This is a genomic window from Shewanella sp. KCT (genome assembly GCF_007636505.1).
Classification (GTDB): domain Bacteria; phylum Pseudomonadota; class Gammaproteobacteria; order Enterobacterales; family Shewanellaceae; genus Shewanella; species Shewanella halotolerans.
Genome location: NZ_LVDJ01000002.1, coordinates 30,078 through 47,425 on the forward strand (window position 1 = coordinate 30,078; position 17,348 = coordinate 47,425).

Here is a 17,348-nt window from a genome sequence, read left to right on the forward strand (position 1 = left end):
GGCAAGCTAAGCCAAGTAACAAATTAAGCGCCACACCTAAATCTTACACCTGAGCACCACAGCTAAATCCCGCCCCAAGGCACCGGCCGCACCCTTGGGGCCGGGTAATTCACATATAATTCACGCCCCTCCCCCTAGACTCTTGTCCTAGCCTGAATTTTTTATCTTTGCACCAGACTTTAGGTGCCGATGGGACACTTTTCTATGTCGATTGCTAAGTCATTAGACACTGCTAGCTCACCCGCCTTCTGGCGCTATCATTTCATGCTGCCCGCCGTCTGCTTCCTGCTAGCCGTCAGCCTGATAGAGCTATTTCATCTGGATATCGCCCTGGGCCAGTGGCTGTTTCGTCTCGAGGGCGGCATCGATGGCTGGCCGCTTCGCGGCGCCTGGGTCACGGAAAATCTGATCCATGTCGGCGGTCGTAATCTAGTGATCTTACTTGGAGTCACCGTCCTCACCCTTCTGGGTCTGAGCTATAAGAAACCCGCCCTGGCCAGCTATCGCAGGGGCCTGGTGTTTCTCTTCATGAGCGTACTGAGCAGCGTACTGCTGGTGAGGCTGGGCAAGTCATTCGTACACCTGGACTGCCCCTGGCATCTGAAGATCTTCGGTGGCCGCGCGGATTACTTCTCGCTGTTCTCGGGTCAGTTTGATGCCAACTCGCCGGGTCAGTGTTTCCCTGCCGGTCACTCCAGCGGCGGCTATGCCTGGGTGGCGCTCTATTTCTTCGCACTGGCCTACGCGCCGCGCTATCGTTGGTTCGGCCTTGGTTTCGGTCTGCTGCTGGGGCTCACCTTCGGCATTGCCCAGCAGCTCAGGGGCGCCCACTTCATCTCCCACGATGTCTGGACCCTCACCATCTCCTGGTTCTCGGCACTGACTTGGTATTACGCCCTCTTCCTGCGTCGTCAGTCAGAGCCCGCAATTAGCCCGGCACTGGAAACCGCCCGAGGCTAATCGCCTTAACAGGTCAATAGTTATTTTGGTTTAACGGGCCAGACGGTGGCCGAGATCCATGCGATGATCCGGCCCCAGATGATATTGGTTGTCGCCACGCCCCTTGGCGATATACATGGCCTGATCGGCCACATGCAGCAGCGCATCCATGTGTCCGGCATGATCCGGATAGATGGCGAAACCTATGCTGGCCGCGATTCCCCTGCCGGTCTGAATAACAGGCTCAGCGAATCGCTCAAACAGCGCCTTAGCAAGTCGCGCCGCCTCCTCATCTAACGGCTTATCAGCTGGCCACTGAGGCAGAAGCATCACAAACTCGTCGCCGCCGATGCGGGCCACCAGATCCTCTGACCCCTTAAGGCTCTGCAGCCTGGTAGCCGCCGTCATCAAGACGCGATCCCCCACCTGATGCCCCAGGCTATCGTTGATCGCCTTAAACTGATTGAGGTCGATGAAGATAAGTCCCAGGCGACCACCACACTGCGACGCCGAGCGAATCGCCTCACTCAGGCGTAGCTCGAGTTGCAGCCGGTTGGGCAGTCCGGTTAAGGGGTCCTGGTGGGCCATCTTTTCGAGCTTATGGTGTAGCGCCTTCTCCTGGGTAATATCGCGCACCACCCCCACCATCTTCAACAGCTGGCCATCGCTATCCTTCACCAGGTTGCCCGTCTCGCGCACCCAGTGCACAGAGCCATCGGGCCAGAGGATGCGATACTCCTCGTCATGGTTCTCGCCGGTGGCTATGCAGCGCGCTTCCCCCGCCTTCACCTTGTCGCGATCTTCGGGGTGCACCCTGGAATAGAAGAACTCATAGCTAGGGGTGACCTCCCCCAGCTTGTAACCGAAGATGCCGAAGATGGCATCGGACCAATAGAGGGTGTCTGTGCCCACCTGCCAGTCCCAGGTGCCTATCTTGGCGAAATACTGGCTGTGGTGATAACGGGCGATATCCTGGCGAATGTCCTGTTCCAGGTTGTGATGACGCACCAAGAGCAGCAGCCCTCTGGGCTCACGGGCCAGGCGGGTAAAGCTTAAGATCTCATGGCCTAGGTTCAGGCTAGTGCCAAGCTGACGGTCGGCGAACACCTGCAGCTGCTCGCCGCTGGAATCCTTGAGCCAGAGGCTGAGGGGCAGCCCTGAGAGATCACTCCCCTCGGCCTTCATCAAGGCTGCGGCCTGGGCGTTATGGGCCAAGATCTTCGCCTGCTCGTCAATAAGGAGCAGACCATCCTCGACAGAATTTTCCAGGGCAGAAAAGTCGACGCCGCGGCTCCTGAGGATAAAGCGAAGAACAAGCATGCATGCCGCAGCGGCTATCAGGCCGATAGCCAGGAATATGATAAGAAGAAGCGGTAGCGACATCTCAGCCATGGTGCAGGCCTAACTGAAACAAAGCCGCTAACGGAATCGCTAATGCAAAAGCAAACCGACTCGCCGCCAGCGTAGCAAAGGGTTGTCGAAACAGAAACGAGTGCATAGCAGCCTCCACTAGGGTAGCTGGCCAGAACTCATGCTAATACTCATGCCGTCACTCCTGTCATCACTCATGCCAGGAATTAAAGCAATAGCCTTATAGATCCAGCCTAACTTCTGCCTACTAGCTAAGCATCAAAGCGTGATGCTGCCAAGCACTTTTACATAAAAATAAGCCGCTTAGGCCTCAACCGGCCCTAGCAGCCTGCGGGCGATCATCCTGCTTATCAGGCGTCCCAGGTAGGCCCCCAAGACCATGGTCGCCATAAACGCCAGCGCCATGGGATCCAGGCTCGCCAGATTGACCACGGCAGGCCCAGGGCAGACGCCTAGCATGCCCCAGCCCAGGCCAAACAGGGCGGCGCCAACGATGAGCGGCCCATCGATGCGGGTCTTGCTGGGCAGATGGTATTGGCTGTCCAGCACAGGGCCTTGATTGCGCGCCATCCTAGGTTTTACCCACAGCAGATAGACGGGCAGATAGACTCCAAGGGCGCCGCCCATCACCAGCATCAGGCTAGGGTCCCAATGGCCATTGACCACGCCGCTGATATCTAAGAAGGCGAGCACCTTGGCGGGATCCGCAAGACCGGAGAGCAGCAGGCCGGCACCAAACAACAGGCCCGAGAGTAAGGCAAATAGGTTACGCATGGCCCCTCCTAATTCAGCAGCACGGCGGCGATGACGCCCACCAGCATGAAGACCAGGGTCGCGGCGATGGAGCGCGGCGACAGACGGCCTATGCCGCAGATGCCATGGCCACTGGTACAGCCGTTACCCAGGCTGCAGCCGAGTCCAACCAGTAGCGCCGATAGCAGCAGCGTCGGTGCGGCTATCCCAAGTTCACTCAGCACCACAGGTTCGATAGCCAGCCAGGCCTTGAAAGGCTCTGCCAGCAGCAGGCCACTGAGCAGCAAACCCGCGAGAAAATAGAACTGCCAGCCAAACAGGCCCGAGCCGCGGCGCCACAGGGCGCCAGAAATAATACCGCTGATACCGGCGATGCGGCCGTTAACCACCAGGAGCAGGCTTGCCGCCAAGCCAATCAAGAGACCACCGCACAGGGCGATAGCGAGTGATGAAAACATCGAGTACCTCTTTCATCTGTCGCAAAGGGAAAGAGACGGGGCTAGGCGCCCCGCCTATTGATTACTAAATCATTTATCAATAAAGCGTTTTACACGCTGGCGAACTTGTAGGTGCGATAGCCGCCGATCAGGTTGCGGGCACGGTAACCATTGTTGACCAGCTGACGATAGGCCACGTTGCCCCGCAGACCCACCTGACAGAAGATGATGATCTCCTTATCTTTTGGCAGCTCATGCATGCGATCGCGCAGCTCATCCACGGGAATGTTAACCGCGCCTTCCAGGCCGCCATTCTTCAGCTCGCCAGGGTTACGCACATCCAGCAGCAGTTGATCTTCACTGAGATTGTCTATCTGGTCGAAATGGATCGGCGTCGCATCGCCCTTGATGATGTTGCTGGCCACGAAGGCCGCCTGATTGATCACATCCTTGGCACTGCCATAGGGCGGCGCATAGCTAAGCTCCAGGTGCTGTAGCTGCTCAACCGTCATGCCGGCGCGCTGGGCCACCGCCATCACATCGATACGCTTGTCGATACCATCCTTACCCACGGCCTGTGCGCCTAAGATGGTGCCCTTAACTGGGTCGAACAGTAGCTTGAAGGAGACCACCTCGGCGCCGGGATAGTAGCTGGCGTGGCTGGCGGTATGCACATAGACCTTTTCAAAGGCGATACCCGATTGCTTGAGCTGCTTCTCGTTCTTGCCCGTGGCACCCACCGCAAGATCGAACACCTTACAGATCGCCGTACCCTGGGTGCCCTGATACTGCTCCTCGCGGCCAAACATGTTGTCGGCCGCCATACGGCCCTGTCGGTTCGCCGGGCCCGCCAGCGGCACCAGGCAGGCCTGGCCGGTCACAAAGTCTTGCTCTTCGACGGCGTCACCCACGGCGTAGATGGCGGGATCGCTGGTCTGCATCATGGCGTTGACCTTGATGCCACCAAGCTCGCCAATCGCTAACCCGGCATCGCGGGCCAGCTGAGTCTCGGGGCGCACGCCGATGGCCATGATCAAAAGATCTGTCTCCAGCAGCTCGCCGTTGCTCAGAGTCAGACTCAGGTGCCCCTTGATGTGTTGATGGGCCGTGTCTTCACCGGCGGCGTCACTGGCCACATGGGTCTGCACCTGGTAGCTCACCTCTGACAGGGCCGTAGCCAGACGCAGATCCACGCCCTGGTCACGGATTGCCTGATGAGCAAAGCCTGCCATCTCGCGATCCACAGGCGTCATCACCTGATCGGCAAGCTCAAGTAGTGTGGTCTTGATCCCCAGATGATGCAGTGACTCCATCATCTCCAGGCCGATAAAGCCGCCACCAACCACAGTGGCATGCTCGACATTGTTCATCTGGATCGTCTGCAGGATCCTATCCATGTCGGGAATGTTGCGCAGGGAGTGGGTGAGTGGGTTATCCACACCCGGGATCGGCGGCACGATTGGCGCCGCACCGGGGCTGAGCAGCAGGGTGTCATAGCTTTCCTGGTATTCGCTGCCATCGAGCAGTCGTCTGACGGTCACCAACTTGGCGGCGCGATCTATGGCGACCACCTCATGCTTAACCCGCACTTCGACATTGAATCTGGCCTTGAAGCTCTCTGGCGTCTGCAGTACTAAGGCGCTGCGCTGAGGGATCTCACCACTGATATGATAAGGCAGGCCACAGTTGGCAAAAGAAACATACTCGCCGCGCTCAAACATAATGATTTCAGCAGTTTCGCTGAGTCTACGCGCCCTTGCCGCCGCCGATGCGCCACCCGCGACGCCGCCAATGATCAGTATCTTCTTCATCTCAATGCTTCTCCTACTGCACTAAACAGACCTTGGCCGAAAGTGTATTACATTCGCTATTACATGCAAATTCCTTTTATTAGAAAAATCTAAGCGAATGGTGAAAACAGTGATCTCGATGGCAAAGTGAGCAAGACTTTATTAAAAATTGTCCACCTTTATCCCGAGGATAAAACTCAGTTTGCCCTTTACAGGCCCTGGCCAGCCACATAAGATCCAGCCAGTCCACGCAAAAGAAAGAGTCCTCGATGACCAAATTAACCATAACCCGACCCGACGACTGGCATGTTCACCTACGCGATGGTGACGTGCTGACCGATACCGTAAGAGACACTGGCCGCTACATGGGCCGTGCCATCATCATGCCTAACCTGGTGCCACCGGCCACCAATGTCGATTCGGCACTGGCCTACTATGAGCGCATCAAGGCGGTCTGCACCACCAACTTCGAGCCGCTGATGGTGCTCTACCTCACCGACAACACCACGGCAGAGGATATCCGTGCCGCCAAGGCGTCGGGCAAGGTGGTTGCCGCCAAGCTTTACCCTGCGGGCGCGACCACTAACTCAGACTCGGGTGTGACAGATGTGAAGAACATCTACCCTGTGCTGGAGGCGATGCAGGAAGTGGGCATGCTCTTCCTGGTACATGGCGAAGTGACAGATTCGAGCATCGACATCTTCGATCGCGAGGCCACCTTCATCAACAATACCCTCAAGCAGGTGGTTGCCGACTTCCCCTCACTCAAGATAGTGCTGGAACATATCACCACCAAAGATGCGGTGGATTTCGTCATGGGCGCCTCCGACAACGTGGCCGCCACCATCACGGCCCATCACCTGCTCTACAACCGTAACCATATGCTGGCCGGTGGTATTCGTCCTCACTTCTACTGCCTGCCTATCCTGAAGCGCAACACCCATCAGCAGGCCCTGCTGGCGGCTGCGGCCAGCGGTAGCAAGAAGTTCTTCCTGGGCACAGATTCGGCGCCCCACGCCAAGGATCGTAAAGAGGCCGCCTGTGGCTGCGCCGGTTCTTATACGGCCCACGCCGCCATCGAGCTCTACGCCGAGGCGTTCGAGTCGGTGGGCGCTTTAGACAAATTAGAGGCCTTCGCCAGCTTCAACGGCCCTGACTTCTACGGTCTGCCGCGCAACACTGACAGCATCACACTAGTGAAACGCAGCTGGGAAGTGCCCGCCACCTATCCGCTGGGTGACACAGGTGTAGTACCTATCCGCGCCGGCGAAACCATAGAATGGCAGGTGGAAGACTAACAGCGTTAGTACACTGCTTTGCCAGATAAAAAACACCGCCAGTTGGCGGTGTTTTTGTCTCTAAAATTCTTGTTTAAGCAGCTTGTCTAGGCGCTTGCCTGCCCGAGCTGCTGAGCCTGATCATAGGGCAGCCAGATCCGCACCAGCAGCCCCTTGTGCTCGCGGTTATGCAGACTGATACGGCCGTCATGGGCCTCGATGATCTCCCTACACAAAGGCAGGCCAAGGCCTGTACCCGACTGCTTGGTGGAATAGAAAGGCAGCAGCGCCTGGGTCAATACCTCCGGCGACATGCCGCTACCCTCATCGGTTATCTCGATAGTCACCCCGTCGCTGCCATCGGCCAGGCCTTGCTCCCTGACGCTTAGGCTTACCGACGCCTCGGGAGAGCCCGACTCGTGGGCGTTCTTGAGTAGGTTCAGCAGCACCTGCTCCAGCTGAATCAGGTCAAAATAACCGCAGCGCCGGGGCAGCTCACCCACCAGACTGAAGCGGAAATGCTCGGCCAGTTGAGTCACCAACTTGTGCCAATCCACCTCGCTCTTCTTGGGCAGGGGCAGCTTGGCGAAGCGGGCATAATTGAAGATAAACTGGCTCAGATGGCTGGTCCTGTCCTCTATGGTGTCGAAGATCAGCTTAAGCTTAGGGTCATCCAGCGGCTCGGTGAGCTTGCGGCCCGAATTGACCATAGAAGCGATGGGCGCCACCGAGTTGTTGAGCTCGTGGCTGATGATGCGGATCACCTTCTTCCACACTTCCACCTCCTGACGGTTCAGCTCACGGGTCATCTGCTTGAGCAGAATGAGATGGTGATACTGACCGTTGAGCAGGAAGCGTCCACGGGAGAGATGCCAGGTCTCATCTTCGCCGCCCTCCTCCATGCTCGCCAGGGTAAATAGCCCACCCTTGGGATTGTTGACCGCACCGGCCAGCTCCTCGCTGACGCCGTTCAGCAACTCATCTAACATGCTGCCCTCGATACGCGCCCCCTGGGCAAACAGGTGGCGGGCGGCGTCGTTGGCGTAGATGATGCGCTGGCGATCATCGAGCAGCACCATGACGTTAGGCGAACTTTGAATCACCTTATCCAGCAGCAGCTCACGCTGATAGATATACTGACGCTCGCGGCGCAGCACGGCCGCCGACTCGTTAAACAGGCTGGCCAGCGCCTTGAGCTGGCTGTCGCCCGTCACAGGAATATTCACGCTGAAATCATTGTCTTTGATGTTGAGCAGCCCCACCTCCAGCGCCTTAAGGCTGGTCGACAGCCCTCGGGTGAGCCAGCGGCTGAGCAGCCAGGCAAAGCCGCCGGACAGCAGCAGGCAGGCGACTATCAGCTCGGGCGCCACCGCCTGATACAGCGCGGGCGCCAGCATCTTGAGTAGCAGGATGAACAGAGCCAGCGCCAGCTGACTGACAATCACATTGCCCCAGATGAGCTTAGTGCGCAGCGTCGGCATTATTTCTCGATCCCAAATTTTTCCATGCGGCGATAGAGCGCCTGACGGCTCAGCCCCAGGGACTTGGCCACCCGGGCGATCACCCCATTATGCTCCGCCAGGGCCAACTCGATATCGGCCCCAGTCGGCTCACCGCGACTGGTCTCAACTGCCTCAGGCACATCTAACGCTACTTCATCGGTAGCCTTTTGATCTTGGTTAACAGGTGAGTGACTCACCTGCGGCGCGATCTTGTTTGCCGCGACAGCCGGTGCGCCACTCACAGGATTTAAGCCGCTAACGGGCTTTAAACCACTCACAGGCTTTAAACCAAAATCAGCCATAGTCAGCATGGGGCTGGCGGCCAGGATCACCGCCCGCTTACAGGCGTTCTCCAGCTCGCGCACATTGCCCGGCCAAGGGTAGCTCACCAGCGCCTGCTGGGTGGGCTTACTCAGGCTAAAGTCCTGACCGATGAAGTGATTCACCAGGGGCAGGATATCGTCCTGACGCTGATTGAGGGGCGGCAAGGCCAGCTCGATCACATTGAGGCGATAGAAGAGATCCTCGCGGAAACGACCACTGGCGATATCCTCGGCGAGATCCGCATTGGTAGCGCTGATCACCCGCACCTTGACCTTACGGGTCTGATGGCTGCCCAGGCGCTCAAACTCGCCGGTCTGCAACACCCGCAGCAGCTTCACCTGACCCGACAGCGGCAGATTGCCTATCTCGTCGAGAAACAGGGTGCCACCGTCGGCCGCCTCGAAACGACCGATGCGGGCCTTGTTGGCGCCGGTGAAGGCACCCGCCTCGGCGCCAAACAGCTCGGCCTCCAGCAGCTCCATCGGCAGTGCGCCGATATTAACCTTGATGAAGGGCTTATGCTTGAGGGGGGAGTTGGCGTGCAGTATGTCCGCCAGCTTGTCCTTACCGGCGCCGTTGGGGTCAGTGATCAACACGGATACGTCGGACTTGGCTATTTGCAGCGCCAGATCGATACAGCGCTGCATGGCGCCGCTACCGAAGACGATGCCGCACAGATCGGCATCCTTGATCGCCGACATCCGCTGGTGCTCGGAGCGCGCCAGCTGCGAATTCTGACGCGACAGGGCGTGGAGGGAAATAAGGTTGTTGACGCTGTTAAGCAGCTTATCATCGTCCCAGGGCTTGCCCATGTAGTCGGCAGCCCCCTCCTTCACCAGCTCCACCGCCAGCTCCAGTTGGGTCCAGGCGGTCAGGAGTATGATGGGTAGCTGCGGCTGACTGGCGCGGATATCGTAGAACAGGCGCTTGCCCTCCTCGCCCGAGGTGGTGTCCTGGGTGAAGTTCATGTCCTGGATCACCAGGGCGATCTCCTGCTCGGCCACCAGGCCCAGTGCCTCCTCCGGGGAGAAACAAGTTAGGGTCTTAAATCCATTGAGTTCGAGCATCAGGGAGAGCGCGCTGCATACCGCCTGATTGTCGTCGACGATGAGAATCGTATCCATATATTCTTATTAACTTTTTACTTGCAGAGCAACAAACTAACCGAAAGCGCCGCCGATGAAAAGGGCAAACGCTTTCGGTGTCTCTTGTTTAGCGCCCAGGGTTAAAGACCAGGCTTAGACGCTGCGGGTCGCCATGGCAGGCGAGATGTTCGCCGCCTTGCGCGCCGGCAGTACCACGGCCACTGTGGTCACCAGCATCATACCTACTACCGTCATGAGCGGGTAGAGCAGGTTGAGCTGCGGCAGATCATAGTACTTCATCAGCTGCTGCCCCAGCAGCACCGCCAGGCTGGCCCCTAATACGCCACCCGAGAGACAGATGAGGTAGTTCTCCACCAGGAAGAGGCTGAGGATATCCCCCTTGGTCGCGCCCAGAGCGCGGCGAGTGCCTATCTGCTTGGTGCGGCGCTGGATGTTGAACATCACCATACCTGTCAGACCCAGGCTAGTGATCAACAAAAGCAGGACCACCATCATGGAGAGCACTGTTATCATTAGCTCGTGATCCCGGTAGGAGCGCTTCTTCACCTCGGCGACAGACTGAAAATCGTCGATCACCCGGTTTGGATTCTCCTTCATCAAGGCCTTGGTGATGGCATCCTTAAGCGCCTCATGCTGGCCGGGCTCCGCACGCACCATATAGCTATAACCCGCAAAATCGACGTTGTGGATCACACTATATTCCAGCTCGTCGCTGTCGACCCAGGCGCCCTGAAACTTCTCCACCACGCCGATCACCTCAAGCTGCTCATCATCCACATAGAGCAACTTGCCGATGGCCGACTCACCCGGCCATACCGCCTCACCAAACGCCTTGGAGATGATCGCCAGCTTACCGGGATCGTTGACGCTCTTATTGATCTCATCGGCGTAGAAGTTGCGTCCTTCGATGAGCTTGAGCCCAAGTGTCTTAACGGTATGCTCTGTGCCCAGGTACATGGCAAACTGTGGTGTCGACTTGGCCGTCTCAGGATCTGGTCCCAGATTAAGGGTGCTCGACCAACCACTGCCACTCAGGGGCAACATGTTAGTGGAGGTGGCAGCCTGCACGTTAGGCAAACCGCGCAGGATCTGTTGATCTATCTTGTTCTGCTGTTCGCCATCTATGCTGGGATCGAAGTTAAACACACTGAAGGTCAACACCTCCTCTTCATTAATCCCAGAGTCACGTTGCATCATCTCGAGACGCTCATGGATGATAAAGCTGGCGTTGGCGACTATGGCCACTGACAGAATAATCTGCACCAGTAGCAATACCGGGCCACTCTTACTGCGGAGCAAACTGTTAAAAATTGGTTTAATGTTAAGCATTTTCAATCCCTTATTGGCTCTTCAAGTAGACACTTGGTTTAGTGCGGCATACCACCCAGGCAGGATAGAGCCCAGCCAGCAACGCGGTGCCCACGGCGATGGTTGGGGTGATCAACCACATGCTCATGGAAAGATGGGTCAGTCCCTCGGAGACACCGAAGCGTGCCGACAGGGCGTAGAGCGCGCCCCAGGCCCATAGCAGTCCCACCAGGCCACCAAACAGGCCGATGACGCCCACTTCCACCATGTACTGAGAGAAGATCTGGCCCCGGCTGGCGCCGATGGCACGTCTGACACCCACCTCGGGCGCACGCTTGAGAAACTTGGTCAGCATCAGGCCGAGAATATTGATCAGGCAGACGCTGAGGAACAGGGCGCTCAGTCCCACCAGAATCTTGTTATCTTCAGGCACCACATGGCTTCGCTCCAACCAGCCGTCGACATTTGACATGAGCACAGAGTCGACAGGTGACTTGTTATCGGTGAAACGGCCCAGCTCCTTCTGCTGTTCCACATAGTTGGCCAGATAGTTCTTATAAGCGGCGCGATCTTCAGGCGTCGGCAGATAGGTCCAGTACTCCAGCCACACCTTCTCCGAATTCAACCTGTCCTGATAGTTGTTCATCGGCTCATGTTTCCAACCCGATGAGTTGCCCCAGACGCTAAACTCCTCGTTTGCCGCCAGCGAAAATGGAATATAGATCTGCTCCGATTTGGCGAAGGCGCCACTGGTCGGATCGTAATACTTAGGCTGAGGATTCCAGTCGCCGATCACACCCACCACCTGATAGGGCTTACGGTTGAGGTAGATGGTCTTGCCGACGCTATTCTCACCGCCAAACAGCTTCTGGTTAAGCTTCTCGCCGATCACCGCCTGATAGGCAGGGTCGAGATCCACCGCCTTGTCCCAGCGATTGCCATAGACAAAGGGCACCTCAAACATCTTGAAGAAGTCGCCATCCGTTACCCTGATGCCCTGCAACCTTGGCAACACCTCAGGATCGTCTGTCTGCACCGCCATGCCACTACGGAACATGGCCGCCTGGGCTGGGGCCACATTGCCCTTACGCAGGTTCATCGCATCCTGATAGGTGATCAGGCGATGAAAGTCGTCCCAGGAATCCGGGCCCTGTGACCAGAGCTGGATCGCGTTAAGCTGCTCCGAGCGCTCGCCGGCCGGGTTATAGGCCATCATGCTGTAGACGTTCAGCGTAGTGATGGTGATGCCTATCCCCACAGAGATGGCCAGCACCATGAGCAGTGACAGAATCGGCGTCTTGCGTATGCTGCGCCAGGCTAGATCGACGTAATATAGAAACATGCTTACTCTCCTTAGCTGGCCACTTTTTCGGCCGTATCGACCAGGTGCGACTGACCGCCCTGGTACAGGGTGAAGTCACACACCTGACCGTCGACGATCTGAATGTTGCGCTGGGCGCGGCGCGCCAATTCGGGATCGTGAGTCACCATGATGATGGTGGTGCCCGCCTTGTTGATCTCTTCTAAAAGCTCCATCACCTGACGAGCCATCAGGCTGTCCAAGTTACCTGTTGGCTCGTCGGCGAGGAGAAATCTTGGTTCGCCAGCCAGGGCGCGGGCAATCGCCACACGCTGCTGCTGACCACCGGAAAGTTGTGATGGCAGATGCTTCATACGCGCCCCAAGACCCACTTGCTCCAGCGCAGCCTTCACGCGGCGCTGACGCTCCTTGGCGTTGAAGCCGCGGTAGCGCAATGGCACCTCGACATTCTCCGCCAGGTTAAGGTCGGGGATCAGGTTAAAGCCCTGAAAGATAAAGCCTATCTTCTCGTTGCGAATGGCGGCTGCCTTGTTATCGCTAAGGTTAGAGATGTTGACATCGTCCAGATGATATTCGCCGTTGGTAAAGCCCTCTAACAGGCCGGCGATGTTGAGAAAGGTGGTCTTGCCCGAACCAGACGGCCCGGTGACGGCGACAAACTCACCTTCCTTAACCTCGAGATTGAAATCCCGTAACGCATGGGTTTCCACCAAATCCGTTTTAAACACCTTGTTGATATTTTTCATCGTTAACATGGGTTGTTTCCTTTGTTTTTGTATCGCGTTATTCAGTTTGTTATTGCGCCTATGCCCGGACTAACTAGGACAATCGGGCCAATAACCATTGAGTTAAATCACCGCCAACTCTGGCGACGTCGGGAAGTTGGTTACTATCGACTGCCTGCCCATGCAAGCCGGTCGCTTCAATAATGTTGAGCCCGAGCAGAAACCAGTCTGAGGCATCCTGGGTATAGACCTGAGTCGCCACCAGCAGGAGCAATAGCGCCAGTCCTGCGACCACTCGTTCTGGGTGTAGCTTTATCATCAGGGTCTTCATCGCTTCGCTCCTTAGCGGATCAATACTTGTTCGGCGTTCTTAAAGGCGTCGGTGGAGGAGATGATCCACTGGTCACCGACCTCGCCGCCCGAGACCACCTCTATGTGGCTCATGCTGCGGGCACCCAGTTGGATCTCGGTGCGCTCGGCCAGGTCGTTCTTGACGGCATAGACCAGGGTGCCGCCGCCACTGTTGACGAAGGGGCCACGCTTGACCATGAGCACGTCGGGACGATTTTCCAGTAAGACGCGGGCCGACAGACGCTGGTTCTGACGCAGGTGCAGTGCAGCTTGCTGCTCGAAGCGCACTCGGGTAGTCACCTCACGGTTGCGCACCTCGGGAGAGATGGCCGACAGCTTACCCATCACCAGCTGGCCGCCGAAATTAAGCTCCACATCCATGCCAATCCCCAGCTCGTCGGCGTAGGATTCAGGCACCGCCAGCTCGGCCTCGAAGGCGCTCAGGTCCACTACTGTCAATATGGGCTGGCTCTGGCCGATACGGGCCTTCTGCTCCGTCAGCCAGTTACCTATGATGCCGCCGACGGGGGCCGTGATATTCAGCGCCGCCACCTGACGTTCAAGCTCGGCGACCACCAGGGCCTGACGATCCACCTCTGAGGCCTTGTTTTTCAGCTCGAAGCTGAGGGTATCTTTCATCAGCTCGGCTTCCTGCTGGGCGTGAGCGTAGAGCAGCTTGGCCTTATGCAGCTCATCCTTGCTCTTCTCATAATCTATCTTGGAGATCAGGCTGGACTCGATCAGCTGGTCGCCACGGCGACTCTCGCGATCCGCCGCCTCGAGATCCACCTTGGCCATGTCCAGGGTCTGGATCGCCTTGAGCTGATCGCGACGGGCGTCGAGACGGGCACGCTCCAGGCTGCTCTGCATTCCTTCCAGCAGCGCCTGTTGCTGCTTGAGGTTGTTGGTCAGGCTGTGGCTCTCTATGGTGGCAACCACCTGGCCCTGCTCTACCTTGTCACCCGGGTTGGCGATTAGGGTCACTGTGCCCTTCTCTGGAGCGTAGAGGATAGGGGCGTTGGCGGCGACTATCTTGCCGGTAGAGGCGATATCACGCACTAAGGTGCCGCGCTCCAGAGTGGCAAAACGCAGCTCGCTACGGTCGATAGACTCGCTCACGCTGCTGCCACTGACGCTGGCCCACACCAGACCAGAGACCAGGAGTACGCCTGCGCCGATAGTGACAGGCCATTTGATGCGACGTCCCAGGCTGGGGGCAACTTGCTTATCTTGTGCGCTGGTATCTTTAATCATTGTTTATCCCTAACAGTGTCCGTTACTCGACCGAGTCGATTTCTGCCCATTAGGATTACAATTGCCGTGCCAACTTTTATATTTGCTAATTTTCAATAACTTAGATAAATACGTCCGCTAGACCTCCCATAAAAGTGTCCGCGGACACCCGCAAAAGTGTCCGATCATTTCCCCGAGTGTCCGCATATGAGGAAAGCCGGACAGACGAGAAAATACGGACATAGGAGAAAGCACGGACATTTAGAACGCAGGCATACATGATAAAGCGAGGAAAGATCGTTAAAACACTTGGAAGGTTAGCGAATTAGTAAGCGACAGCCCCAACCACTGAGGGTAAAGGGCTACGCTCATAACAAACCCACTGAGTGGGCATTAAGGAAGGAGTTAAAACGCCCGGGCGAAGATGGAGAAGGCGGCGATGATGGCCACAAACCAGGAAAGCGAACGCAGCGTACTCTTATCCAGCAGGTAGAGGAGATGATAGGCACATCTTGCCAGCACATGTACCAGAGCTAACAGACCAACCGTATCGTCGACCTTGTCCCGTGCGATCACTGTCAGCGCCGCCACGGCGAAGATCAGCAGGGACTCGAAGGCGTTCTGGTGCGCCGCTAAGGCGCGGGCGCCGAAGCCGGTCAGCTGCGCCTGCTGGCTTCTGGGGTAGGCGTTGTCATAGCCGCCCTGCTTGGCCATCGCCATGGCCACGGGCACCTTGGCCAGGTAGGGAAGCAACATGGCAAAGAGTAGGCAGGCCAGTAGCATAGTCATCATTTATCTCCTTTTTGTTTAGCGCATTGTTTTAGCTTTAGTTTTAATTTTAGTTTGTGTTTATCTCGCCTTGTCCAGGGCCTTGCACAAAGATTCAATCCCTAAGATGGCCCTTGGAGTCGCCCGATGCAAGAGGTCGGCATCCAGTTGATAGATGTGGCGCTGCTTCACCGCCGGGATCTCCTGCCAGGCAGACCAGTCGATGCCGCGCACATTGCCCTCATCCTGACTCTGCAGAATCACCTGAGGTTGCTTGAGCAACACGGCCTCCAGGCTCACCTGGGGATACTCGTTACCCGCGTCGCTAAACACATTCTCGCCGTGGCAGACCTGGATGATCTGCTCAATCCAGCTGCCCTCGGCCACCGTCATCAGGGGCACGGACCAGAGCTGATAGAAGACCCGCACCGCCGCCTTGGCCCGGTTCTCCTTACTGAGCGCCTTAAGGCCGATAAGGTACTGCTCGGCCACCCGCTCCGCTTCGCGCTCCTTGCCGGTCAGCTTGCCCAGCGCCAGCAGATCGTCAGCCACCGCCTCCAACGTCTTAGGGTCGCTGTTATAGATGGGATAACCCAACTGGGTCAGGCGCTCGATATCCTCGCGCTTGTTGCCGCCGCCCCAGATGACAATCAGATCCGGGTCGAGCTCGATAACTTTCTCTATCTGTATGCCGTAGTAGCCGCCGATCCGCGGGATCGCCTTGGCCGCATCGGGAAAATCGGCGTGATCTGTGGTCGCGACTACACTGTCCCCCGCCCCTATGCTAAACAGCATCTCCACCCCATGGGGCGACAGGGCGATGATCCGCTTCGCCGGCGCCGCCTTCAGCCCAGGCACACACAGCAATAAGGCCAACAACAGCCACAGCCTAACCCTTATCTTCATTCTTTCTTCTTCCCTTATGTTACAAATATCGAGATACCTGAGCGGACTGCGCATTTTTCTAACAAAGGCAGCTCAGCCGTCAAATAATGATTCTAAGGTTTTAGCCCTCTTTCCCCTTCACACTCTTCAAATTCCATTGCTGAGTCAAAATATACAGAGTACAGTACATCGCCTTCACTTAACTTCACCTCATATTTACTCACGCCGTCCACACTACTTTTATAGACATAAACCCCAAAAACATTAATATGTAATACGAATCTAAAATTTATTGAGCTTATACTTATCTCGTAATTCATATAGGGTCATAAAACTTTCCTGTTTTCTTTCATCTAAAGGTAAGACGACACAATCTTCTCGAATGCAACTCCCAACGGCATTAACGCCTCCCCCTAAATAAATAGCCTTAAATGAATTGATATCAGTAAGCATGTAGAATAATTCAGGCGTTGTATCGCAAAACGCACCTAACATACCAATGAAAATTTGTGATTTATTTTCAAGCTCTTTTTCTTTTGATTCGTCAAACCAGAAGGAACAATCTATGCTAAATGTTCTCAATGGAATACCAGCATTTGAATACACCGACAAATAATTATCTGCTTGACTATGCGTTGACATACCAATGAGATATTCCCCATTTGTAGTCCAAGTCAATGCGAGAAACCTTGGTGAGCTTTCTTGATAAAAAGGAGTAAGACCTAAACTATTACCATCATATAGTTCAAGATATGAGACATCTTTTAAATCATTTATATCCTTATCATAATATCTATAGTGGCTATGTAGCGCGAGACGATCTTGGCTCTTGGCGTATACTGAGACCTTTCCGTGATAATCGAGCAATTGACCAGCCTGAGAAACAAAGGTCGTGAGGGATATTAATAGTGCAACAAATTTTATCTTCATCTCAACCCCTAACTCCTTCGGATAATTTTTCTAGCGTTTATAAGACTTGCTCACTCTAACATTTGATAAGCTGGCCAAGTTAATAAAAATGTTCTCATATATATAGACAAGTAACTCATCATCTCCGTCTTTAAGCTACAGCAGACTCAATCGCATACATGATCATGTAATTGGCAGTAGAAATGAAGACAATAACCCCGCCGTGGTGAGCTCAAAGAAAAATCTAAATTGCATCATGAAGCCCATATCCGTCATTTCAAACTGTTCGCTTCTGTGGCTAAGCCGTCAAGCTGGCTCAGCCCATGAGCATACATGAGTATGTGATTGG

The 17,348-nt window shown here is 56.0% G+C and carries 16 protein-coding genes; 2 read left to right on the forward strand and 14 right to left on the reverse strand.

The annotated features are described in order from the left end of the window. Positions 1 to 204: 204 nt before the first annotated feature. Complete coding sequence (locus AYI87_RS03005) at positions 205 to 960, forward strand: phosphatase PAP2 family protein (RefSeq protein WP_144199479.1); 756 nt, start codon at positions 205 to 207, stop codon at positions 958 to 960. Positions 961 to 990: 30 nt separating this feature from the next. On the opposite strand, the gene AYI87_RS03010 is transcribed toward AYI87_RS03005, so the two are convergent. The 4 genes from AYI87_RS03010 to AYI87_RS03025 form a co-directional block, all read right to left on the reverse strand. Then, positions 991 to 2,331, reverse strand: coding sequence for a diguanylate cyclase domain-containing protein (locus AYI87_RS03010; RefSeq protein WP_144199481.1), 1,341 nt, complete (start codon positions 2,329 to 2,331; stop codon positions 991 to 993). A 282-nt stretch (positions 2,332 to 2,613) separates the two neighbouring features. Further along, positions 2,614 to 3,084: a DUF6691 family protein gene (locus AYI87_RS03015; protein ID WP_144199483.1), complete on the reverse strand. Its 471-nt coding sequence runs from the start codon at positions 3,082 to 3,084 to the stop codon at positions 2,614 to 2,616. 8 nt (positions 3,085 to 3,092) lie between these two features. Continuing rightward, the gene (locus AYI87_RS03020) at positions 3,093 to 3,521 is read right to left on the reverse strand and encodes a YeeE/YedE family protein (protein WP_144199485.1); all 429 of its coding nucleotides are present in this window, start codon (positions 3,519 to 3,521) and stop codon (positions 3,093 to 3,095) included. Between the two features lie 89 nt (positions 3,522 to 3,610). After that, positions 3,611 to 5,311 (reverse strand): FAD-dependent oxidoreductase, encoded by a 1,701-nt coding sequence (locus AYI87_RS03025; RefSeq protein ID WP_144199487.1) that lies wholly within the window; start codon positions 5,309 to 5,311, stop codon positions 3,611 to 3,613. A gap of 248 nt (positions 5,312 to 5,559) precedes the next feature. Here AYI87_RS03025 and pyrC point away from each other — a divergent pair, with 248 nt between their 5' ends. Further along, positions 5,560 to 6,588 carry a dihydroorotase gene (pyrC, locus tag AYI87_RS03030; RefSeq protein WP_144199489.1) on the forward strand — a complete coding sequence of 343 codons (1,029 nt, stop codon included), beginning with the start codon at positions 5,560 to 5,562 and terminating at the stop codon, positions 6,586 to 6,588. Between the two features lie 86 nt (positions 6,589 to 6,674). On the opposite strand, the gene AYI87_RS03035 is transcribed toward pyrC, so the two are convergent. The 10 genes from AYI87_RS03035 to AYI87_RS03080 form a co-directional block, all read right to left on the reverse strand. Continuing rightward, entirely contained in the window at positions 6,675 to 8,048 is a 1,374-nt protein-coding gene (locus AYI87_RS03035) for a sensor histidine kinase (protein WP_144199491.1), read from the reverse strand. After that, a complete protein-coding gene (locus AYI87_RS03040; protein ID WP_144199493.1) occupies positions 8,048 to 9,517 on the reverse strand; it encodes a sigma-54-dependent transcriptional regulator in 1,470 nt (489 codons plus the stop codon). Before AYI87_RS03040 ends, AYI87_RS03035 begins: the two co-directional genes overlap by 1 nt. 114 nt (positions 9,518 to 9,631) lie before the next feature. Then, positions 9,632 to 10,828 (reverse strand): ABC transporter permease, encoded by a 1,197-nt coding sequence (locus AYI87_RS03045; protein WP_144199495.1) that lies wholly within the window; start codon positions 10,826 to 10,828, stop codon positions 9,632 to 9,634. 10 nt (positions 10,829 to 10,838) lie between these two features. Continuing rightward, positions 10,839 to 12,149: an ABC transporter permease gene (locus tag AYI87_RS03050; protein WP_144199497.1), complete on the reverse strand. Its 1,311-nt coding sequence runs from the start codon at positions 12,147 to 12,149 to the stop codon at positions 10,839 to 10,841. An 11-nt stretch (positions 12,150 to 12,160) separates the two neighbouring features. After that, positions 12,161 to 12,883: an ABC transporter ATP-binding protein gene (locus AYI87_RS03055; RefSeq protein WP_011864529.1), complete on the reverse strand. Its 723-nt coding sequence runs from the start codon at positions 12,881 to 12,883 to the stop codon at positions 12,161 to 12,163. A 64-nt stretch (positions 12,884 to 12,947) separates the two neighbouring features. Beyond that, complete coding sequence (locus tag AYI87_RS03060) at positions 12,948 to 13,184, reverse strand: hypothetical protein (RefSeq protein ID WP_144199499.1); 237 nt, start codon at positions 13,182 to 13,184, stop codon at positions 12,948 to 12,950. An 11-nt stretch (positions 13,185 to 13,195) separates the two neighbouring features. Continuing rightward, entirely contained in the window at positions 13,196 to 14,458 is a 1,263-nt protein-coding gene (locus AYI87_RS03065; RefSeq protein WP_011864527.1) for an efflux RND transporter periplasmic adaptor subunit, read from the reverse strand. Between the two features lie 384 nt (positions 14,459 to 14,842). Further along, the gene (locus tag AYI87_RS03070; protein WP_144200127.1) at positions 14,843 to 15,226 is read right to left on the reverse strand and encodes an MAPEG family protein; all 384 of its coding nucleotides are present in this window, start codon (positions 15,224 to 15,226) and stop codon (positions 14,843 to 14,845) included. 60 nt (positions 15,227 to 15,286) lie between these two features. Further along, positions 15,287 to 16,111 carry a cobalamin-binding protein gene (locus AYI87_RS03075; RefSeq protein ID WP_144199501.1) on the reverse strand — a complete coding sequence of 275 codons (825 nt, stop codon included), beginning with the start codon at positions 16,109 to 16,111 and terminating at the stop codon, positions 15,287 to 15,289. A 261-nt stretch (positions 16,112 to 16,372) separates the two neighbouring features. After that, on the reverse strand, positions 16,373 to 17,020 hold the full coding sequence (locus AYI87_RS03080) for a hypothetical protein (protein ID WP_144199503.1): 648 nt from the start codon (positions 17,018 to 17,020) through the stop codon (positions 16,373 to 16,375). Positions 17,021 to 17,348 lie beyond the last annotated feature (328 nt).